20 protein-coding genes and 1 tRNA gene are annotated in these 20,379 nt (G+C 40.1%); 18 read left to right on the top strand and 3 right to left on the bottom strand.

All coding sequences use genetic code 11. From position 1 onward, the window contains the following. The first annotated feature begins 40 nt into the window (after positions 1-40). The 12 genes from C9E88_RS10510 (at position 41) to C9E88_RS10455 (ending at position 11,552) form a co-directional block, all read left to right on the top strand. Positions 41-496, top strand: a complete 456-nt coding sequence (locus C9E88_RS10510; RefSeq protein ID WP_106986041.1) for a phosphoglycerate mutase family protein — start codon at positions 41-43, stop codon at positions 494-496. Positions 497-526: 30 nt separating this feature from the next. Continuing rightward, positions 527-1,672, top strand: a complete 1,146-nt coding sequence (gspL, locus tag C9E88_RS10505) for a type II secretion system protein GspL (RefSeq protein WP_106986040.1) — start codon at positions 527-529, stop codon at positions 1,670-1,672. Further along, a complete protein-coding gene (gene gspM / locus C9E88_RS10500) occupies positions 1,672-2,151 on the top strand; it encodes a type II secretion system protein GspM (protein ID WP_106986039.1) in 480 nt (159 codons plus the stop codon). The genes gspL and gspM overlap by 1 nt, the downstream gene beginning before the upstream one ends. Positions 2,152-2,240: 89 nt before the next feature. Then, complete coding sequence (locus C9E88_RS10495; RefSeq protein WP_106986038.1) at positions 2,241-3,242, top strand: quinone-dependent dihydroorotate dehydrogenase; 1,002 nt, start codon at positions 2,241-2,243, stop codon at positions 3,240-3,242. 4 nt (positions 3,243-3,246) lie between these two features. Next, on the top strand, positions 3,247-3,837 hold the full coding sequence (locus tag C9E88_RS10490; protein ID WP_106986037.1) for a CvpA family protein: 591 nt from the start codon (positions 3,247-3,249) through the stop codon (positions 3,835-3,837). Positions 3,838-3,861: 24 nt separating this feature from the next. After that, positions 3,862-5,403 carry an amidophosphoribosyltransferase gene (gene purF / locus C9E88_RS10485; RefSeq protein ID WP_106986036.1) on the top strand — a complete coding sequence of 514 codons (1,542 nt, stop codon included), beginning with the start codon at positions 3,862-3,864 and terminating at the stop codon, positions 5,401-5,403. 92 nt (positions 5,404-5,495) lie between these two features. After that, positions 5,496-7,385: a M48 family metalloprotease gene (locus tag C9E88_RS10480; protein WP_194229664.1), complete on the top strand. Its 1,890-nt coding sequence runs from the start codon at positions 5,496-5,498 to the stop codon at positions 7,383-7,385. A 175-nt stretch (positions 7,386-7,560) separates the two neighbouring features. Next, a complete protein-coding gene (locus tag C9E88_RS10475) occupies positions 7,561-8,226 on the top strand; it encodes a hypothetical protein (protein ID WP_106986035.1) in 666 nt (221 codons plus the stop codon). Continuing rightward, on the top strand, positions 8,223-9,191 hold the full coding sequence (locus C9E88_RS10470) for a 2-hydroxyacid dehydrogenase (RefSeq protein WP_106986034.1): 969 nt from the start codon (positions 8,223-8,225) through the stop codon (positions 9,189-9,191). The genes C9E88_RS10475 and C9E88_RS10470 overlap by 4 nt, the downstream gene beginning before the upstream one ends. Before the next feature lie 83 nt (positions 9,192-9,274). After that, positions 9,275-10,714: a M48 family metalloprotease gene (locus C9E88_RS10465; RefSeq protein ID WP_410160616.1), complete on the top strand. Its 1,440-nt coding sequence runs from the start codon at positions 9,275-9,277 to the stop codon at positions 10,712-10,714. A 38-nt stretch (positions 10,715-10,752) separates the two neighbouring features. After that, on the top strand, positions 10,753-11,124 hold the full coding sequence (locus C9E88_RS10460) for a GFA family protein (protein ID WP_106986033.1): 372 nt from the start codon (positions 10,753-10,755) through the stop codon (positions 11,122-11,124). A gap of 65 nt (positions 11,125-11,189) precedes the next feature. Continuing rightward, positions 11,190-11,552, top strand: coding sequence for a hypothetical protein (locus C9E88_RS10455; protein ID WP_106986032.1), 363 nt, complete (start codon positions 11,190-11,192; stop codon positions 11,550-11,552). Positions 11,553-11,743: 191 nt separating this feature from the next. Here the strand turns inward: C9E88_RS10455 and C9E88_RS10450 are convergent, their stop codons facing one another. Together C9E88_RS10450 and rpsU are read right to left on the bottom strand one after the other, a co-directional pair. Beyond that, positions 11,744-12,190 carry a GatB/YqeY domain-containing protein gene (locus tag C9E88_RS10450; protein WP_106986031.1) on the bottom strand — a complete coding sequence of 149 codons (447 nt, stop codon included), beginning with the start codon at positions 12,188-12,190 and terminating at the stop codon, positions 11,744-11,746. Positions 12,191-12,229: 39 nt separating this feature from the next. Beyond that, positions 12,230-12,445: a 30S ribosomal protein S21 gene (gene rpsU / locus C9E88_RS10445; RefSeq protein WP_001136722.1), complete on the bottom strand. Its 216-nt coding sequence runs from the start codon at positions 12,443-12,445 to the stop codon at positions 12,230-12,232. A 146-nt stretch (positions 12,446-12,591) separates the two neighbouring features. Between rpsU and tsaD the strand changes: the two genes are divergently transcribed. The 3 genes from tsaD to C9E88_RS10430 all read left to right on the top strand — a co-directional run bounded on the left by tsaD (position 12,592) and on the right by C9E88_RS10430 (position 16,613). Next, complete coding sequence (gene tsaD / locus C9E88_RS10440; protein WP_106986030.1) at positions 12,592-13,608, top strand: tRNA (adenosine(37)-N6)-threonylcarbamoyltransferase complex transferase subunit TsaD; 1,017 nt, start codon at positions 12,592-12,594, stop codon at positions 13,606-13,608. Between the two features lie 195 nt (positions 13,609-13,803). After that, a complete protein-coding gene (locus tag C9E88_RS10435) occupies positions 13,804-14,892 on the top strand; it encodes a calcium:cation antiporter (protein ID WP_202981938.1) in 1,089 nt (362 codons plus the stop codon). Positions 14,893-15,089: 197 nt separating this feature from the next. Then, positions 15,090-16,613 carry an esterase-like activity of phytase family protein gene (locus C9E88_RS10430; RefSeq protein ID WP_106986028.1) on the top strand — a complete coding sequence of 508 codons (1,524 nt, stop codon included), beginning with the start codon at positions 15,090-15,092 and terminating at the stop codon, positions 16,611-16,613. 171 nt (positions 16,614-16,784) lie between these two features. On the opposite strand, the gene C9E88_RS10425 is transcribed toward C9E88_RS10430, so the two are convergent. Continuing rightward, the gene (locus tag C9E88_RS10425) at positions 16,785-17,657 is read right to left on the bottom strand and encodes an ATP-binding protein (RefSeq protein ID WP_106986027.1); all 873 of its coding nucleotides are present in this window, start codon (positions 17,655-17,657) and stop codon (positions 16,785-16,787) included. Between the two features lie 180 nt (positions 17,658-17,837). Here C9E88_RS10425 and C9E88_RS10420 point away from each other — a divergent pair, with 180 nt between their 5' ends. The 3 genes from C9E88_RS10420 to C9E88_RS10410 all read left to right on the top strand — a co-directional run bounded on the left by C9E88_RS10420 (position 17,838) and on the right by C9E88_RS10410 (position 20,352). Then, complete coding sequence (locus C9E88_RS10420) at positions 17,838-19,358, top strand: DUF3336 domain-containing protein (protein WP_106986026.1); 1,521 nt, start codon at positions 17,838-17,840, stop codon at positions 19,356-19,358. Then, on the top strand, positions 19,321-20,160 hold the full coding sequence (locus C9E88_RS10415) for a protein kinase domain-containing protein (RefSeq protein ID WP_162368833.1): 840 nt from the start codon (positions 19,321-19,323) through the stop codon (positions 20,158-20,160). Before C9E88_RS10420 ends, C9E88_RS10415 begins: the two co-directional genes overlap by 38 nt. Positions 20,161-20,267: 107 nt before the next feature. Beyond that, positions 20,268-20,352: transfer RNA gene (locus tag C9E88_RS10410), tRNA-Leu, on the top strand. The last annotated feature ends 27 nt before the right edge of the window (positions 20,353-20,379 follow it).

Genomic DNA, 20,379 nt, shown 5'->3' with positions numbered 1-20,379 from the left:
GAGCGATAGATATAATGATGCATAAAAATAGGGAAATCGTATGCAACTGACTTTAATTCGACATGGTGAAGCAGCGCCACCTGTAATGGGGAATGATACGCAACGTCCTTTGACTGAGCGAGGGCACTTGCAAGCACAGCAAACAGCAGAAGCAGTCAGCGCATTAACCCAACCAGATGTATTTGTGGTAAGCCCATTACTACGCGCACAACAAACTTTGGCACATTTACAACGTTATTTTCCGAATGTACCTGTAGTGGTGTGTGATGCAATCAAGCCAGATGATGATGCAAAAGTCGCAGTGGAATGGCTGTCTTATTTGCCTTATGATTCGATTACTGTGGTGTGTCACATGAATGTGGTTGCACATATTGCATCTATTTTAACTACAGAATCATTTCAACCATTTGCATTGGCTGAAGCGCGAATTTATGATCAGGCTGTGATTGCGGCAGGTTTATCAACACAAAAAAAAGCAATTGTACCAAACGCATAATAAATTAATTAAAACGGCAGTAAATAATCGATGTTGTATATATGGATGCCTGAAGCCAATGGGGTTTGGCAATGGTCTAAAGGGGAGTTTTGGCAACAAGCTTCTAGCCTAGAGCAGTTAATACAAGATATTCGTGACTATCATGGCAAGGACGCGACCGTGTTTTTCCCAAGCTGTGATATTCAGCTCATCCAGCAGCAATTTTCCAAAGCACAATACAAAAAATTAGGCCCAGAGGGTGTGAAATATCTATTGGAAGAATATGTGATTCTGCCATTAGATTATATGAAGGTCTTTCATCATTTTGAAAACCCAGAACAGCTTTCTGTGATGGGTGTTGCACAAAGCACAGCTGAAACGATGCAACATGCTTTAGCATTAATTCCAGTCAAGGTGCAGGCTTTATTGCCAGATTTCTTAGTGCTACCAGAACCAGAACCAAATCAACTGATCATTGCTGATATTGCAGGGCATTTGTTGGTGCGTGAAAATAAATATGCGGGCCAATCCATTGATGATTTGTCTTTATATTTGGACTATCAAACACTTGCTGAAGATACAAAAGTCAAAGTCAGTCATTTAAATAATGCTCAATTGCAAAGTTTAAATGCAGTGGCAACACAGGATCACGTGGAGTCATTTCAATATGTGATTCCCGCATTTAAAAAGCCACAAACGCATCCTTGGAATATTTTACCTAAAGCAAAAAATCAATCTGGTGTTTCGGGTTATTGGAAAGCTTGTGCGACCGTACTTTGTGCCTTTATATTTGTGCAATTTGGTTATGATGCAATTCGTTGGTATCAAAATAAAAAAGTTGCCGATTTAACTGCAGTACAAGCTGTAGATCAGTTTAAGTCTTGGTTTGGTCAGAGCTATCCTGTTACAGAGCAAACCCTAAAAAGCCAATTTGAAGCGCAATTACGTCTTAATCAAACGGGAAATACGCAAGCATTGCAATTGTTGAGTCGTGTAGGGCCTGTGCTCATGCAGCATCAAGTGGTGGCAAATCGAGTGAGCTATGAAGCCTCTGTATTAAATATGGAACTCAAGGCCAGCTCTGCACAAGTATTGCAACAATTAACAGAGCAATTGAATCAGCAAGGCTTTAAAGTTGAATTGGGAAATATTCAGCCTAAAGATAACGGCGCTGTTGGACAGGTGAAAATACAATAATGAAAGCACTTGAAAATATGCAAAATGGCTTAGACCGTCAAATTGAACGGATTTCTGACTATTTAGAACATTTGTCTGCACGTGAACGCGTAATGGTGATTTTTACCACAATTTTTGTGCTGGTATCTGCTGTAGGGGCATCGCTGTTTTACATGCATAAAGCCGCAGAGTTTCAACAAAATCGTTTAAATGGTTTAAAAGACACGATAGTTTGGATGCAAAGTAATGCAGTCACCATGAAAGCCTCAACAGAAAATGGTTTGTCGGTTGCAGATAAAGTGCAACGTGTTGCACAGCAGCAAGGTTTGTCTGTAGCCTCTCAAGCAATCGGGGAGCAAATCAACATTGCTGTGAGCCATGAAAACTATGCAGTTTTAGCTAATTTTTTAACTCAGTTAGTTCAAATGGGCTTAAGTATTGAAAAAATGGAACTTAGTTCTGAAAGTGGGCAGATTAAATTAACAGCGGCTGTACGATAATCGGTAAAAATAAAGAACTGCTAAGCATGGTGTTTTTGTGATGCTATGCCTATAATATGCCGACTTAGCAAGCAGTGACTTTTTCAGATATGTTGTATTCTCTTGCCCGCCCTTTGTTGTTTTCACTAGCACCAGAGCGTGCACATGAGCTGACACTATCGATGTTGAAATCTTCCCATAAAATGGGCCTGATGCATCAATCTGTAGCGTCTAAACCTGTGACCTGCATGGGAATTGAATTTCCAAATCCTGTCGGTTTAGCAGCGGGTTTAGATAAAAACGGTGCGTATATTGATGCATTGGCGAGCCAAGGTTTTGGTTTTATCGAAATTGGCACCATTACACCTTTGCCTCAAGCTGGAAATCCTGAGCCACGTTTGTTCAGATTACCAAAAGCCAAAGCAATTATTAACCGTATGGGCTTTAATAACGACGGTGTAGATCAGCTAATTGAAAATGTAAAAGCCTCTAAATTTAAAGGTGTACTTGCCATTAATATTGGCAAGAATGCAGTCACTCCTGTAGAAAAAGCAGTTGATGATTATTTAATTTGCCTTGAAAAAGTTTATAACTACGCCTCATACATTACAGTCAATATTTCCTCTCCTAACACAAAAAACCTTCGAAGCCTGCAAAGTGGCGATGCTTTAACGGAGTTACTTGAAACCCTCAAGAAACGCCAATTAGAACTCGCAGACCAATATCAACATTATGTACCTTTAGTACTTAAAGTTGCACCGGACTTAACAGACGAAGATATCCAATTTATTGCTCAACAATTACTTGAAATTAAAATTGATGGTTTAATTGTGACCAATACCACGCTGTCTCGTGAAGGTGTTGAAGGTTTGCAACATGGTGATGAAGCGGGTGGCTTGTCTGGTGCGCCTGTTTTTGAAAAGAGCACAGCATGTCTTGCAGCATTTGCAAAGGTATTAAAAGGTCAAATCCCACTCATTGGTGTGGGTGGAATTTTGTCAGGCGAAGATGCTTTGGCGAAAAAAAATGCAGGCGCAACCCTTGTACAAGTTTATAGTGGCCTCATTTATACAGGACCTAAACTCGTAAAAGATTGTGTAGACGCACTTTAAGCCTATGACCACCATTGATATCTTTATTCTGATTGTCTTGCTCATTGGAGGGCTCAACGGTTTGCGTCAAGGATTAATTAAAGCCTTTGCGAACTTGGTAGGATGGATTTTTGCACTGATTGTTGCCGCAAAATATGCGTCCGTCTTAGCACCTTCGATGATCTCACTCAGTACAGATCCAGTGGTTCAGAAAATTGCGGCCTTTGCATTTATTGTATTGATCATCGTGGTTTTGACTTGGGTTGCAACTTATATACTGAATAGCGTTTTAAAGCGCCTTAAACTTGGACCGCTAAATCGTTTAGCTGGTGGTGTGTTTGGGGGCTTAAAAGGGCTGTTGGTGGTATTAATCACTATTCAGGGTGTAGGCCCGTGGGTTGAAAGCTCGCCGCATTGGAAACAATCGAAATTTATTCAGGTTTTGATGCCGTATGCACCGTGGGCAACACAATTGTCCAAGGATGCTGCAAATCAAGCCATGCATCATATTCAGTCTGAAGATGGCGCAAAGCCGGTGTCTTCAGAGCACGCCCCAGAAGCAACTCAAAAGAGTGGACGTGCTTCGGGTGAATCTACGAATAATCCTTTTTATTAATCCTAGCGGGTCTGCGAGGTTGCTATGTGTGGAGTTGTTGGTATAGCGGGTAAATCACCAGTTAACCAAATGTTGTTTGATGCATTAACGATGTTACAGCATCGTGGACAGGATGCAGCTGGGATCGTAACTTGCCATCAGGGCCGTTTATTCCTTCGTAAAGACACAGGTATGGTACGTGATGTTTTTCACACACGTCACATGCGTGCTTTACAAGGTAACTATGGTATTGGTCATGTGCGTTACCCAACAGCAGGTTCTTCGAGCAGTGCAGAAGCACAACCGTTTTATGTAAACTCACCTTATGGGATTACATTGGCGCATAACGGTAACTTGACCAATGCAGAAGAAATTCATGATGATTTGTTTACTACAGATCTACGCCACATGAATACTGATTCTGACTCAGAAGTGCTCCTCAACGTATTTGCACATGAATTGCAAAAGCGTGCCAAACTTTCACCTTCAGCTGAAGATATTTTCCATGTTGTATCGCGTGTACATGAGCGCTGCAAAGGTGGTTATGCTGTTGTAGCAATGATTACAGGCCAAGGCTTAGTGGGTTTCCGTGATCCAAATGGTATTCGTCCATTGATTTATGGTTCACGCGAAACAGAGCAAGGTGTGGAATATATTATTGCTTCTGAATCTGTGGCAATTACAGCTTTAGGCTTCAAAGTTGAACGTGATATTGCACCAGGTGAAGCGATTTACATCACTGCTGATGGTGTAATGTCGATTAAGCAATGTGCTGCAGACCCAGAATATCGTCCTTGTATTTTTGAATATGTTTATTTTGCTCGCCCAGATGCAACAATTGATGGGATTTCGGTCTATAAAGCACGTTTGAAAATGGGTGAGAAACTTGCGCAAAAAATCTTGCGTGAATGGGGAGAAGAGCACGATATTGATGTTGTGATTCCAATTCCAGATACTTCACGTACTTCAGCGCTTGAACTTGCCAATGTGCTTGGCGTGAAATTCCGCGAAGGCTTTATGAAGAACCGCTATATCGGTCGTACCTTCATTATGCCTGGTCAGCAATTGCGTAAAAAATCAGTACGTCAAAAGCTAAACCCAGTAGAGCTTGAGTTCCAAGACAAAAATGTTCTGTTGGTGGATGACTCGATTGTACGCGGTACAACGTGTAATGAAATTATTCAGATGGCGCGTGATGCGGGTGCGAAAAAAGTATTTTTTGCTTCAGCTGCACCAATGGTGAAATATCCAAACGTGTATGGTATTGATATGCCAGCAAAATCTGAACTTATTGCTTCAGAGCGTAGCGTCGAAGAAATTCGTGAAATTATCGAAGCTGACCGCTTAATTTTCCAAGATTTGGAAGATTTAAAGGCAGCAGTACGCACAACCAAAGTGCCAGAATTACAAGACTTTGATTGCTCAGTATTTGACGGTGTGTATGTTGCGGGTGGTATTAATTCCCAATACTTAGAGGCTTTAGAGAAAAAGCGTAATGACTCTGCTAAGGCTGATAAGAAAGATGCATATATCGATGTAAATATCGATGCAGCATCTGTCGATTTGACAGGCGTTCGTGAAGAATAATGGTTTGTAAAGCCTAAGAAAAAAGCGGGAATTTCCCGCTTTTTTCATTTATGATGAGCACAGAAAAGGCAATGTAATGATAGGAACTTGCATTGAGAAAAGTGGGCTATGCATTTATAAAAAATAAAAATATGTTTTGGCCAGCAACGTTTTGCTTGGTTGCTGTATTGCTGACCGTGGTGATCATTAATACCATTGTTGGTCTTTTAATGTTTTATATCGATTATAGACAGCCCATCTATTGGCATGTGTTAAGTCCTTATCTTATTACGCTGGTAGTGACCATTATGGCGCTTTCAGTGATCTATGAGTTTTATATATTTAGAACGGGTGGCTATTCGCTGGCCAAACAATTGGGTGCTCGGCGCTTAAGTTTGGTTGAGAGTGTGCCTGAAGAAAGTATAGCGCTTAAAATTACCGAGCAACTTTCGGATATTTTTCTTATTGATACACCAGCTTTATATGTCTTGCCAAGTGAAGAGGGTGTAAATGCCTTAACGGCAGGTTTTTATCCTAAAGATACCGCCATTATTTTAACTTGGGGTGCGCTACAAAATTTAGATGAAGTTGAGCTTTATGGCTTATTAAGTCATGAGTTTAATAAAATTTTGTCTGGTGAAGCTGCAGAAAATACCCGCTTAAAAATTTTGTACAGTAGTCTGACAACTTTTAGTCAGTGGGGTAGTAAATTAGCCAAACGTGGTTTTTATCGTAATGGCTATATCCATGAAAATAAATTTGAAACGCTGTTTGTTTCTTTGGGTGCCATTATTTGGTTAATTGGTAGTTTAGGTGTACTCATTACGCGTTTAATTAAGTTTATGACTTTAGGTGGTCGTACTTATAAAAATGACCAAAAAACCAAACGCTTAATTCAAAATGATGCCAATATTCAAACCTTAATGCGTATTTATGTACATCATTCGGGTTCACAAATTCATAGTGAGTATGCTGAATCTATTTCTCACATGTGTTTTGCTAATGCTTTAAGTCCACAAAACTGGATGAATATTCATCCTAGTGTAGGGCAACGAATTTTTGAATTAAACCCAGGCATTATTCATGAGTTACAGTTGGAAAACCTGAAAAAACTGAAAAATCAGCCTTTATTTAATTTGTTCCGATCTTTAGAAGAATCTATGGTGGATTTTTCAATCCCTTGGAGTTCGCCACAGCCTTTGCCTTTATTAAGGCTTTCACCAATCAGTTTTGCTATTAAAGACGCAATTAAGCCTTTAAACCCTGAAATTCGTGATAACTGGAAGCGCCCAGAACTGATAGATCGTGCTTTACAAACCTCGACAGGCTCACGTGAAGTGATGGTGGCGATTTTAATGATTCGTCAATATCGTGAATTCATACCAGCAGAAGCAGAAGTGAGTCGTGCCATTGTCGATGCTTTATTAAACTTGGATGGTCGAGTGCATATCGCGATATTCCATGAAGCTTGTAAGAATATAGGGGGGATGCCAGCCACAGTATCACGTCAATTTTTAATGAAATTGGCACGAATTATTCAAGAAGATGGTGAAATTGGATTACTCGATGCATTGTTGATTGAGCGGGTTAAATTTGAGTTAAATTTGATGCCTGTACATACACCTACGGCTTTGGAAGAGGTCAAGCCGTCCATTGTGCGTTTAATTGATGCATTATTGCACGTACAGCAAATTAATAGTGATAGTCAGCTTGAAGTTCGAGAGAAAATTTTAAAACGCATATTGAGCCAAACGGAGCTAGAGTTATATAGTGAAATTTCAGATGAGCCGATTGATTTGGCGGAAATTTTAAATGATATTTCGGGTCTGCAATTACGTGAACGCATCAGTATATTGGGGGTTGCTGAAGTTTGTTTATGGAATGATCGAATTATTACCCAAGATGAATTGGATGTTTTGGCGCTACTCTATTGGCGTTTAGGTTTTGAGTCAGCTGATGTGGTGGAGTTGATGCAGAAGAAAAATAGTTTAATGATTATTTAAAAAATAAAAATTTAGCCATGATGTTGAATTGAATACCCTAATAGAGGGCTGAGCATCCGAATCTGATTGTTATCAAAGTGCTTGCGCAATCATTAGGCCGAATACTTTAAAAAGTTCAGCAAAGCGAGCTTATTCTCGTTAGAATATCCAACCTGAAATAGGTGATGATGAAAAGATGATAGGGCATCAGCGTGACGTACTGGCTGCATTGGGAATAGATATTTGGATTCCCAAGGCTGAAGTGTGTCAGCCACATCAGTCAACACTTTGGCGTGATCAAGCACCAGCAGAAATCATCTCGGACACCGTATCCGAAATCATTGTACCTCATTTAGTTGCACGCTCTTCAGTTGTTATATCACCTAGTCCAGTATTGGTTCCTGCTCAGCAGGAAGCTGTAGTTGTCGCTGAGCCTGTCAAGCAGGCACCTGAACCAGAGATTGATGTTCGCCCGAGCTTAAATATAGATGCTTTTGTGGTTGAGGCATTAAATATGGCACATTGTGTGGTGCTTACAGATGCTGCCAATTTAACAGCAGAACAGCAATTGCTCTGGTCGAATATTCAACGTGCATTAGCGTCTGAGTTTTTAATATTGCAATGGCCCTTTGCATGGCTTAAATTTCAAGATGGTCGTGGTGCGAGCTCATACGTGCAAGGTTTTATCGATGGCATGCGTGAAGGCCATAAAAGCATCCTGTGCTTGGGTAAAATTCCTTATTTGGAATCTTCTGAGTGTATTGAGCTGGCATCATTACAAGAAATGTTAGATGAACCCAAATTAAAAAAACGCTTATGGCAGTTTATGCAAAGTAAGCCCAAGGACTTAGAATCATCATGAAGCAAAAAGTTGTTGTTTTTAGTCAAATCGATCAAAGCATTCTTTATCAACTAGAACAACAATTTCAAGTGGTTCAAATATCACCCAAGCTAGGCGATGTTCAACAGCAAATTATAGAAGCAACGCGAGATGCGGATGGCATGATCGGGGCGGGAAGAATATTAAATGCCACGAATTTAAGCCAAGCGAAACAGCTAAAAGTAATTTCGAGTGTCAGCGTGGGCTATGATAATTATGACTTGGCATATTTAAATCAACAGCAAATTTGGTTGGCACATACCCCACATGTTTTAACAGAAACCACAGCAGATTTGGCTTTTACTTTATTGATGAGTGCTGCGCGTAAAGTAGCTTCTTTAGATGCATGGACCAAGCAGGGTTTATGGCAACGGACGGTGTCTGAAGCGCAATTTGGTGTTGATATCTACGGGAAAACATTAGGTATTATTGGTTTAGGGCATATTGGTGAGGCAATTGCACGTCGTGGCTTTCATGGTTTTAATATGAACGTGTTGTACCATAATCGCAGTGAAAATCCGTCACGTGCGAGTGCACTCAATGCTACATACTGTGATTTAAACAGCTTATTAAAACGTTCAGATTTTGTGGTGGTGGCGGTAGATTTGAATTCTGACTCGCAGGCTTTAATTGGTGAGGCGGAGCTTAAGTTAATGCAGTCACATGCTGTGCTGGTGAATATTGCACGGGGTTCAGTGGTGGATGAGCAAGCCTTGATTCATGCACTTAAAAATCGTCAAATATTTGCAGCAGGTTTGGATGTATATGCCAAAGAACCTTTGCAGCACTCTGAGTTATTTGAGCTGGATAATGTGGTGACTTTACCGCATGTGGGGTCAGCAACGGCTGCCACCCGTAAGCGAATGGCTGATTTAGCCTATCAGAATTTGCTTGAAGCATTGGCAGGTCGACAGCCGACTTATGTTGTAAACCCGTTATACCAATAATAATTTTATAACACTTACTCAGAAAAATAGTCTATTTTCAATGTTATAGTCTTTTGCTTTCTGGGCTTTTGAGGGGGTCAATTTTGAAACGTTTTTTGTTGGCGTGCGGTTTAATGACCCTTCCATGGGCAGTACAAGCACAGACTGTTGAATTTAATACAGCACCTGCGATGTCTGTACCTGATATTGGTGGCGGTATTGGCTTACTCGACCAACAAAAAGAAACTGAAATTGGCGAAAAAGTTTATCGTGAAGTGAATAAGCAAATGCCAGTTATGCATAATCCTTGGCTGGAAGATCGTTTATTAAGTACTTTTACCCACTTATTGAGTCAGACTAAACTCAACCAGCCTATTGGTTTGTTGGTTATTAATGATCCGCAAATCAATGCTTTTGCAGTGCCTGGTGGATTATTTGCAATGAATGCGGGTCTGATTAATGCAGCTAAAAATATGGATGAAGTTGCTGGTGTAATGGCACATGAGATTGCTCATGTGAGCCAGCGCCATTATAGTCGCTCGCAAGAAGCATTTAAGGGACAAGGCTTCTTAACTTTGGCGGGTTTGCTGGTGGGTGCATTGGTTGCGTCTAAAGCAGATAGTGATGTCGGGACGGCAGTTATGCTGGGTTCGCAGGCGGCCATTATGGATAAGCAACTCAGCTATAGCCGTAATCAGGAGCGCGAAGCTGATCGAATTGGCATGCAATATATGTATGCTGCTGGTTATAATCCGCAAAGCATGGCGGATTTTTTTGAAGTGATGAACCGCGCGTCTTCGCGGGTCAGTTTTTTACCAGATTTTTGGTTTACCCATCCTTTAACTTCTGAGCGAATGAGCGAGGCACGCCTTCGTGCAAATCAATTGCCTGCGGTTAAACCGAATTTGCTGGATGAAGAATTCGACATTATTAAGTGGTACACGCGTGTATTGTCTCATCAAGTGACAGAACAACAGTTGCAAACTGCGGTTAACCAAAATAAATTCGCGGGTCAGTTGGCAATGGTGGCTTATCAAATTCAACAAGGGGATTATAAGCTTGCACAGCAGGCCTTAGATGCAGCCAAAAAGCAGAAAAAATCGCATGTATTAATGACTTTGCTGCAAACGGATGTGTATTTGGGGCGAGATAAATTAGACGATGCACAGCGGATGATTCAAAGTGCCGCCGTGATCATGCCAGAGAATCGGGCTTTAAATTATAAATATGCAGAAGTATTGATTAGACAAAATATGATATCGGAAGCACAAGCAATTGTGATGCGGTTTCTACGTGCCAATACGCGTGATCTGAGTGGTTGGCGTTTAATGCAAAACTCTGCCAATGTGAATAATGAGGATCGATATAAAGCGGTAAATGTTTTACGTTATCGTGCAGAAGTTGAGTTTTGGTCTGGTTATGAAGAAAATGCAATTAAGTCACTCATTCATGCGCATCGCTTAGCCAAAGACAATAAATCTTTAGCGGCAACGGTCAAAGTTCGTTTAACTGAAATGCAAAAAGCCAGAATGCTTAAAATTTAACAATTAGAAGGCTAATTATAATTAAAAAAGAGGTCGATATGATCCGTGGGCAATGTTTATGTGGTGCGGTGCAGTATCAGGTTCATCGAGAAATTGAGATGAGTATTTTGTGTTTCTGTCAGGATTGTTGGCAGGCACAGGGTTCGGTGTTTGCGTGGAATAGCCCGATCCCAAAACAGAATTTCCAGTTGCTTCAAGGTGCAGATTTTCTGAAAGAATATTTTCATACGCGCCAAAAAGCACGGGTATTTTGTATGAATTGTGCAAGTCCAATTTATTCTTATCGTTTGGATTTACCTGACATTTTGCGCTTAAGATTGGGCATAGTGATCGAGGGTGATATTCCTGCACCTATAGAGTTTGCATATACGGAAAATCAACCGCATTTCTTATGTGTTGCTGCTGAATAAATGAATATCCTTTGCTTTGATGCTACAATATTTTTTTAATATTATTTTGATAAAGATTCTACTTCATGAAAAAAATTGTAGCTTTTGCCTGTGTGGTGCTTGGTAGTTTTTCTGTAGTTCAGGCTGCCAGTGTTGAGCAATATGTCATGGCGGTAGAAAAAATTAATGAGAATTATAAAAAGGATACGCGCAATTTTTTTGTGACTTTAGATTCAATGCAACGTGGCTTTAGTGCAGCACAGCAAGAGAAATTTTGTGGCATTGTTGCGCAATATGCTCAGGACTTATATGTGGCTGCCGATAAAAACCGTTCAGCTTTAGATCTAAAGTATGCAAATTTGACCAAGCAAGATGTAAATCAACAGGTATTAAGCGCGAAAGAAATGCAGATGTTGAAGCAATATAATGTGCAGTGTACTTTAAATTAAATGTTGTGGTGAATGTGAAGGGGCTGTGCTTGTTTTATTTAGGCATGTTGTATGTCATAGATGTGAAGAATTATTTTAGAGTTATTTTATTACAGAATATTAATATAGACGTATTTTAAGATAATTACTTATGAACTGGCTTTTAATTAAAAGACAGTTCAACAGTAAAGAAATAGAATTAGATTGGGAAATTACGCAAGTTTTGCTTTAATTTTTGCAGAAACTTGAGAAGGATCGGCGCGTCCGGCTATGAGCGGACGCAGAGAGTTCATCACCTTACCCATATCTTTCATGCTAGTAGCTTCTTGCGCAGCTATTGTTTGCGCAATAATGGAATCAAGTTCTTCCTCAGTCATAGCTTCTGGTAGAAATTGAGATAAAACCTCAAGTTCGGCTTGTTCCTTACTAGCTAAATCTTCTCGACCAGCGCCACTAAAGGCTTTGATCGATTCTTTACGTTGTTTTATTTGCTTTTCAATGACCGCAAGAACTTGAGTATCGTCAAGCTCTTTGCGCTCATCGACTTCAATTTGCTTGATTGCTGCCTGTAGACTACGTATTACCGTTAACTTATCCATTTCTTTAGCACGCATAGTTGCTTTTAAAACTTCAGTTATTTGGTTTTTTAAAGTAGTCATTTATCTTGTCCAGGTTAGTCAATCAATCACAAATTAATCTTAGTAAAGGCGAGTCGTACGTACTGATTCACGCGCCAATTTCTTTTGGTAGCGTTTAACAGCAGCAGCTTTTTTACGTTTACGTTCTTGAGTAGGTTTTTCGTAGAATTCGCGTTTACGAACGTCAGCAAGAACACCTGCTTTTTCGCATGAACGTTTGAAACGACGGATAGCTACGTCTACTGGTTCGCCTTCTTTCAATTTAACTTGTGGCATGAAGAATCCTCATTAAGTTATGGATAAGATCTAGGCAGAATTGCCTTCGATCACAAGTGAAGGTCAGTATTTTACTCATTTACATCTCATACCACAAGTCTATAATAGGTTTCGCAATAGAATTGATACAGGTTATAGGCAGTTTAATGATCGTTTTAGGCTTAGAAACATCTTGTGATGAAACAGGACTCGCATTGTATGACAGCGAGTTGGGTTTACGCGGGCAAGTCTTATATAGCCAAATTAAACTGCATGCAGAATACGGTGGCGTGGTACCAGAGCTGGCTTCGCGTGACCATGTGCGTAAGTTAATTCCACTTTTAACGCAGTTGCTTGCAGACAGCGATATTAAAAAATCTGAAATTGATGCCATCGCATATACCCGTGGTCCGGGTTTAATGGGTGCATTAATGACAGGCGCACTATTTGGTCGTACTTTAGCCTTCGCTTTAAATAAACCTGCTATTGGTGTGCATCACATGGAAGGTCACATGTTGGCGCCATTGTTGTCAGAAACACCTCCAGAGTTTCCATTTGTAGCGTTATTGGTTTCGGGTGGTCATTCACAGCTGATGGCTGCATACGGCATTGGTCAGTATGAGTTACTCGGTGAATCCATTGATGACGCTGCAGGCGAAGCGTTTGACAAAGTCGCGAAAATGATGGGCTTGCCGTACCCAGGTGGGCCAAATATTTCTAGATTGGCAGAGCAAGGCGATCCAAATGCGTTTGCATTTCCACGTCCAATGTTGCATCAAGGTTTGGAATTTTCATTTAGTGGCTTAAAAACAGCCGTATCGGTACAAATGAAAAAATTAGGCGACGAAAACCGCGATGCAGATATTGCAGCGAGTTTCCAAGAAGCGATTGTTGATACGCTTGTGAAAAAGTCAGTTAAAGCATTAAAGCAAACAGGTTTAAAACGTTTGGTAATTGCGGGTGGTGTAAGTGCCAATAAACGCTTACGTGAACGTTTAGAAGCAGATTTAGCCAAAATTCGTGCATCGGTTTATTATGCAGAACCTGCATTGTGTACAGATAATGGCGCAATGATTGCTTTTGCGGGTTATCAGCGTTTAAAAGCTGGTCAACACGATGGTTTGTCTGTTACGACGACACCACGTTGGCCGATGACTGAGTTAACTAATCCTGCTGAACTTTAATAGACAGTTCAAATGTTCAAAAAGAGGCCAAGTGCCTCTTTTTTTGTGCTTGGAAATAACAAAATACATCTATTTATTCATATCACTTAAGGCAATATGAATAAAGCTAGTCCTTAAAATATTCAAAATAAATATAAAAATGTATGCGTGCTATATAAGCAATGCCTGCAAATAATGAAAAGTAGAGAGCAAAAAATGATAAATCAGCATAATCCTGCATGGTCATTGGCCATACCTGTTGCCAGCTTGGTTGTACTTGGCTTGTATAAGCTGGTGCCAAACTTTCCATTAATTATTTTACTATTGAGTGTTGGTTTAATTGCCAGTGTGGTCAGTGCGGTACACCATGCTGAAGTAATTGCACATAAGGTGAGTGAGCCTTTTGGTACGCTGGTTTTGGCCTTATCTGTGACTATTATCGAAGTTGCTTTGATTGTATCCATGATGTTGTCGGGTGGTGATGATGTGATGGGCTTACCCCGAGATACGATATTTGCTGCAGTCATGATCATATTAAATGCCATTATTGGCTTAAGTTTGTTGGTCGGTGGGCGTAAACACTTTGTACAAGGCTTTAATTTAGAAGGTGCGACAGCAGCATTAGGCACGATGACGGTTATTATTGTGTTTTCAATGATCTTACCAAACTTTGTAAGCAGTTCTAATGTAGTCGGTGTTTATTCTGCGCAGCAATTGATGTTTATTGCGCTCATTACTTTGGCAATGTTTGTTGCATTTACGCTGTTTCAAACCATTGGGCACCGTGAGTATTTTTTACCTGTGCAGGTTGATGAGGAGCATCCTGAACAAGTCGCAGATTTGCCAAGTATTAAAACTGTCATGGTGAGTTTGGTGGCTTTACTGGCCTCGTTGGTGGCGGTGGTGTTAAGTGCAAAAGGAATTTCTCCATCTTTAGAAGCATTTTTAGGACGTGCAGGTGCGCCGGCAGCGACTTTAGGTATTTTTATTGCGGCTATAGTACTGCTCCCTGAGTTTGGCGCGGCAATGCGTGCAGCCAAAGCCAATCGCTTACAATCAAGTTTGAATTTAGCCATAGGCTCTGCAATTGCTAGTATTGGTTTAACCATACCTGTAGTGGCTATTTTGGCCATTATTTTTGATTGGCCATTGGTATTAGGTTTAGATGCGAAGTCGACAGTTTTACTGATACTGAGTTTATTTATTGTGGCCAATACACTCAGAACAGGAAATACCACCATGTTGCCAGGCTTTGTGCATTTGGCTATTTTTGCAACCTATTTATTTTTTAGTTTCGTGCCTTAAATAGGTGTTTTGTCCGCGATAATAATTTCAGTTGAGTTGGCACACAATGACCACGCATTGTGCAAGCGAATTTATTTTTAAGGTTATTTTTTGGATATTCGATCTTAAATATTCAAAAAAGTTTCATCAGGTTGTCATGAATTCTACATTTACCATGCTTATTCTTTGCACCTAATGTATTGAATGTAGAATAAAAAATGAAACAGACAAGTTTGAGCTTAACGATATGCGGGGCACTTTTTTTAACGGCATGTGGTAGTTCTAAAGATGAAAATGTGCCAAGCACTGTTGTGCAGTCTGAGCAGACATTAACTTTTGGAAATGCTACTTGTTGGTTGGGTGGAACTGAAAAACGTAGCGGTATAGATAAAAATAATAATGCTGTACTCGATGACAATGAAGTTGAAAAAACTGAAACGATTTGTTTGAGCAAGAATGTCTTTGCCAATGGTATTCGTCTTGATTATGAAGTCATGGACAATTTAAAAGGAATTGCCGATGGTGCCAAAGCAGGCAATAACTTAGAAGTGCGACGTGGTGGTTTTGGTTCAGATATGGTGGCACATCCAAGCAATAAAAATCAGTTTTATGCTTTGACCGACCGTGGCCCAAATGCCGATTACAACCTAAATAAAGACAATGGAAAAATGTTTCCAGACCCTACTTATGTGCCTCGTATTGGGTTATTTGAAGTACAAGGAAATGGCAAAGTCACTAAGCTTAAGGAAATTTTGTTGAAAGACCGTAACGGGAGCAATATTTCAGGTTTACCCAATGCAAATTTTGGTTCAACTAAAGAAGCTGCTTACGATATTTATGGCAAATTATTGGCCAAACAAAGCGATGAATATGGCTTAGACCCTGAAGGCTTAGTCGCACTCAAAGATGGTACTTTTTGGGTCAGTGATGAATATGGCCCACATATTATTCACTATAGTGCGGAAGGGGTTGAACTCGATCGAATTAACGCCTTTGAGCAAGATAGTCGACGTACGGGAGGGTATTTGTTGCCTGCAGAGTTTGCGAATCGTCGACCAAACCGTGGCATGGAAGGGCTAACCATCACCCCAGATGGTAAAACCTTGGTTGGAATTATGCAGTCAACGATGGATAACCCCACTTCTGCCGTCAATAAATCAGATCTGACACGTATTGTGACCATTGATTTGGCCACAAAGAAAGTGAAACAGTATCTGTATAAACAAGAAGGTGGGGCATTGGCGTATTCCAACTCTGCCATTACAGCCTTAAGTAATACTTCATTCTTGGTTTTAGAACGAGATGGTGATTTTTATAAAGATAATACTCAGGCTTTTAAACGGGTATATAAAATCGATTTACGCAGTGCAACTGAATTAGAAAGTGTTACTGAAACAGCTCAATTCAAACAGGATGCAAAACTTGGGTTGAGTATTGATGGTTTGACCCTCGAGCAATATGTATTGGCCAAAGGTTGGGATGGATTAAAAGGTTTGGGAATATTGCCAGCCAGTAAAACACTGGTGCTCGATATGATTGAGAAAGTGAAATTTCCACATGATAAAATGGAAGGCTTATGGTTGATTGATCAGCAACGTTTGGGGTTAATCAATGATGATGATTTTTCGCTGTGGGTGACAAATGGTGTGTTGGAGCAAAAATATTTAGATAAAAATAAAAGTGTGATTGATGGCAATACCTTGTACATCATTGACGGTTTAGACCTAAAGCCAGTCCCATAAGTAGTTTGAGTAAGGTCACAGGCTTTTTTTAATAGTATTTTATATATTGCTCCAGTGCATGTACCTTTAAATATGTTTTAACAGCTATTTTACTGTCGTTATCACTGAAGAATAGAATAAAGCCATCAAAGATTGATGGCTTTATGCTTTAGATTTGCTTTGGCGGTGTAATTAAAGTGCTTTGAGTTGCTGAGAACCAATCCAATGTTTCGAAAATTGATAAGCTGAACGTCCAGAGCGTTGCCCACGGCTTTGGCACCAACGTAAAGATTCAGCACGTGCCAGCTCGGTCATTGGCATATTGGCTTTTGCTAAGTAATGTTCCACAATTTCTAAATAGAGATTTTGATCCATTGGGTAAAATGACAACCACATGCCAAAACGGTCAGACAACGAGATTTTTTCTTCTACAGCTTCTTGTGGATGTAATTCATGATGCTGAGGGACATCTGCTTTCATAACAGGTGTATTTTCATGCATAAATTCAGGCAATAAATGACGGCGATTACTGGTAGCATAAATAATAAAATTGTTTGAGCCAGATTGAAGCGAACCATCTAACACACTTTTTAAGCTGCGGTAATTTTCATCTTCAGCGTTAAACGCCAAATCATCACAATACACAATAAATTTTTCAGGACGGCCTGCGATAATTTTTTGAATTTCGGGTAGTTCAGATAAATCATCACGTTCAATTTCAATTAAACGTAACCCGTCCGCTTCATAGGCGGTTAAAAGTGCACGAACAATAGAGGATTTTCCTGTACCACGTGAGCCCGTGAGCAAAACATCATTGGCAGGGAGACCATTTAAAAACTGTAAGGTATTTTGAATGACTTTTTCTTTTTGACGTTCAATGCCTTTTAAATCGTCTAAATAGATTTTTTTCGCTTGTTGAATAGGCTTGAGCTGGTGGTTTTGCCATTTGTAGGCTGCCGTAGAAAAGTCAGGGGCTTGTTTAAGTTCTGGTAAGCTTTGTTGTAGTTGCAAAAGAACTGTAGAGAGGGAAGCGAGGATATTGTCAGGTAAATCAAGAGTTGCCATGAATATTCAACTAGTTAATAAGTGATGAATAGAAGTCGGTATAGTTTAACAATGTATAGGAATTCGACAATAAATGCCAAACAAAGCAAAGCTTTGACCATTGAAATCATGTGAAAAGTTTGTAACAGTGAGCTATAGGTCAACCTATAGTTAGAATAATTCAAGTAATGAGGGTGCGATATGCTGTTTAAAGACTTTACCAGTGAGATTAATCCGCATCAGGCATACCGTATTAAGAAGTTAAAACGTCAGCTAGAAACAGCTGAAAGCTATGAAGCATGGAAAAGTATAGCGCTCAAAATAGATGAAGAATCGGGCGCCCAAGAATGGAAGTTAGACAATTGCTCACCGTACTTTGATGCAGAAATTATTACACATCGTTTGGCGATGTTAAGACGTTATCGTCAGCAAAAACGTACGCAAGATTTGATGTATATTTTGCGTGAAGGCTTAAGTTATGACATAGCCAATATTGCGCATCCTTTATTATTTACTGTGGCTTATGTTGGCACCAAAAAAATTATTGAAGACTATATTGAAGAAGTGAGCCAAGGTTTAGCGTTTATTGCCTCTGAGTCTTGTAGTTGTTTAAGCAATGCGGAAAAATTAGCTTTCTTTAAGCATTGCCAAGTTGCTTATGGTCAACCTGCCATGATGTTTTCAGGTGGGGCAACATTAGGTTTATTTCACACAGGCGTATGTAAGGCACTCATGGCGCAAGATTTGATGCCAAAAGTGTTGTCTGGTTCGAGTGCTGGCGCAATTATGACGGCCATGTTGGGTGTGTCAAAACCAGCTGAATTTACTGAAATTCTGAAAGGGCAAAATTTTTATAGCGAAGCTTTTCACTTTCGCAAAATTTCAGACTTGCTGAAGGGCAATGGAGGCTTGGCTGATGTGAAATATCTCAAGAATTTCTTAATTGAAAACTTGGGAAATTTAACCTTTGCTGAAGCCAAAGAACGTTCAGGCTTAGACATTAATATTGCTGTGGCGCCCTATGATGCTTCGCAAGATGCACGGATTATGAATGCCTATACCTCACCTGATCTTTTGGTGTGGAGTGCAGTGTTGGCTTCTTGTGCTGTGCCTGTGCTGTTTCCACCTGTACGTTTAACCAGTAAGCGTTACGATGGTGAATATACGCCGTATATGGCCTCTACACGGTGGGTGGATGGCAGTGTGCGCAGTGATTTTCCACAAGAGAAAATGGCGCGCCTATATAATATTAACTACAGTATTGCCAGTCAGGTTAATCCACATATTGTGCCGTTTATGCAGGATGATATTGCACGCTTTCGTAAAGATATTATTAGCTGGCCAGAACGGATTGTACGCCGTCAAGGGAAGGTGATTGCAAAAGGGGTAATGGACTTTGCCCGTGAACGTGTAGATAAAGTACCGCCTGTACGACGTTTGCTTGATCATGGTTATGGGGTAGTCGATCAGCGCTATTATGGCGATGTTAATATTGTGGGGAAATACAGCTTGCGTCACTATAGCTACATGCTACAAAACCCACGTCCATATTTATTTAAAACCTTACAACAAGAAGGTGAACGGGCGACATGGCCTAAAATTTCCTTAATTGAAACACATGCAAGGGTAGGTAAAACCATTCAGCATTGCTTGGAGCTTTTAAATTATCAACATGCCGTCACAGATGCGACCAAATCTACAGATCTTGAAAAGATTCAATAGCCTTGCGCTGGAGCAATATCATTTTGAATCTAAAGCGAAGCCACGTAGCCAGTCTTATGGACGGCATGTGTATCGCTTAAATACACAAGATATTGCTCATGATGATGTCTTTTGGTTAAAGGCACAGCAAAAAACAGGAGCTACATTTGCCTTTCAAGGCTTTGAACAAGAATTAAACTGTTATCGCTCTTTGCAAGAACAGCAAGCTGATTTTATTTTGCCTGTACAGATTTTATCGAATATTACCATTCCGAAGACAGATTTATATTTTGATACTGCACTGATTTTGCCAGAAGCCAGTGCATTTTTTGAGGTAGAGCCTCATTTATTGCATCCAGAGCAAGTGAAACATCATTTGTGGCAGGCTATTAGTGTAATGGAACAGTTGAATCAATGTGGTTGGATTCATGGTGATTTAAAATCTACGCATTTTATGCAGTATCAACAGCGTGTGTGTTTAATTGATCTTGAGCAGGCACAGCCTTTACAGCAACAAAGCCATACACTCAATGCCACGCCACGCTATATGGCACCCGAATTATTTCATGCAGAAGCGAAAAGTATTCAAACTGATCTATATGCATTGGGCATTATTTTTTATGAATGGCTAACAGGCCAACGGTTAGTGGCAACAGACTATGAAGATTGGGCTTATTTGCACTGCCAACGATTAAAAATTGATTTACCTGTGAATTTTTTAAGATATTTACCACTGCTTGAAGCTATGTTGGCGAAGCATAAGTCGCAAAGAATGCATGATTTTTCACAATTAAAAAGGTGCTTAATGACTGAGATTGCATAATAAAAACACATCTTACTATTTTTTGTTTTTTATTTAAGCAAATGAGCGAGTTTTTTATAAAAAGCGCTTGTCATGCACAGATGATCGCTATAGTATACAAACCCATTGGGGACGTGGCGAAATTGGTAGACGCACTGGATTTAGGTTCCAGCGCCGCAAGGTGTGAGAGTTCGAGTCTCTCCGTCCCCACCACTTAATTGATTAATGATAGATTAGTCA

It is taken from the genome of Acinetobacter cumulans, from assembly GCF_003024525.3.
Taxonomy (GTDB): domain Bacteria; phylum Pseudomonadota; class Gammaproteobacteria; order Pseudomonadales; family Moraxellaceae; genus Acinetobacter; species Acinetobacter cumulans.
This window is presented reverse-complemented; position numbering and strand designations above follow the sequence as displayed.

Coding starts and splice junctions, on each gene's coding strand:
- C9E88_RS10510 (WP_106986041.1), top strand. CDS start 41: ATGCAACTGACTTTAATTCGACATGGTGAAGCAGCGCCACCTGTAATG.
- gspL (WP_106986040.1), top strand. CDS start 527: ATGTTGTATATATGGATGCCTGAAGCCAATGGGGTTTGGCAATGGTCT.
- gspM (WP_106986039.1), top strand. CDS start 1,672: ATGAAAGCACTTGAAAATATGCAAAATGGCTTAGACCGTCAAATTGAA.
- C9E88_RS10495 (WP_106986038.1), top strand. CDS start 2,241: ATGTTGTATTCTCTTGCCCGCCCTTTGTTGTTTTCACTAGCACCAGAG.
- C9E88_RS10490 (WP_106986037.1), top strand. CDS start 3,247: ATGACCACCATTGATATCTTTATTCTGATTGTCTTGCTCATTGGAGGG.
- purF (WP_106986036.1), top strand. CDS start 3,862: ATGTGTGGAGTTGTTGGTATAGCGGGTAAATCACCAGTTAACCAAATG.
- C9E88_RS10475 (WP_106986035.1), top strand. CDS start 7,561: ATGATAGGGCATCAGCGTGACGTACTGGCTGCATTGGGAATAGATATT.
- C9E88_RS10470 (WP_106986034.1), top strand. CDS start 8,223: ATGAAGCAAAAAGTTGTTGTTTTTAGTCAAATCGATCAAAGCATTCTT.
- C9E88_RS10460 (WP_106986033.1), top strand. CDS start 10,753: ATGATCCGTGGGCAATGTTTATGTGGTGCGGTGCAGTATCAGGTTCAT.
- C9E88_RS10455 (WP_106986032.1), top strand. CDS start 11,190: ATGAAAAAAATTGTAGCTTTTGCCTGTGTGGTGCTTGGTAGTTTTTCT.
- C9E88_RS10450 (WP_106986031.1), bottom strand. CDS start 12,190: ATGACTACTTTAAAAAACCAAATAACTGAAGTTTTAAAAGCAACTATG.
- rpsU (WP_001136722.1), bottom strand. CDS start 12,445: ATGCCACAAGTTAAATTGAAAGAAGGCGAACCAGTAGACGTAGCTATC.
- tsaD (WP_106986030.1), top strand. CDS start 12,592: ATGATCGTTTTAGGCTTAGAAACATCTTGTGATGAAACAGGACTCGCA.
- C9E88_RS10435 (WP_202981938.1), top strand. CDS start 13,804: ATGATAAATCAGCATAATCCTGCATGGTCATTGGCCATACCTGTTGCC.
- C9E88_RS10430 (WP_106986028.1), top strand. CDS start 15,090: ATGAAACAGACAAGTTTGAGCTTAACGATATGCGGGGCACTTTTTTTA.
- C9E88_RS10425 (WP_106986027.1), bottom strand. CDS start 17,657: ATGGCAACTCTTGATTTACCTGACAATATCCTCGCTTCCCTCTCTACA.
- C9E88_RS10420 (WP_106986026.1), top strand. CDS start 17,838: ATGCTGTTTAAAGACTTTACCAGTGAGATTAATCCGCATCAGGCATAC.
- C9E88_RS10415 (WP_162368833.1), top strand. CDS start 19,321: ATGCGACCAAATCTACAGATCTTGAAAAGATTCAATAGCCTTGCGCTG.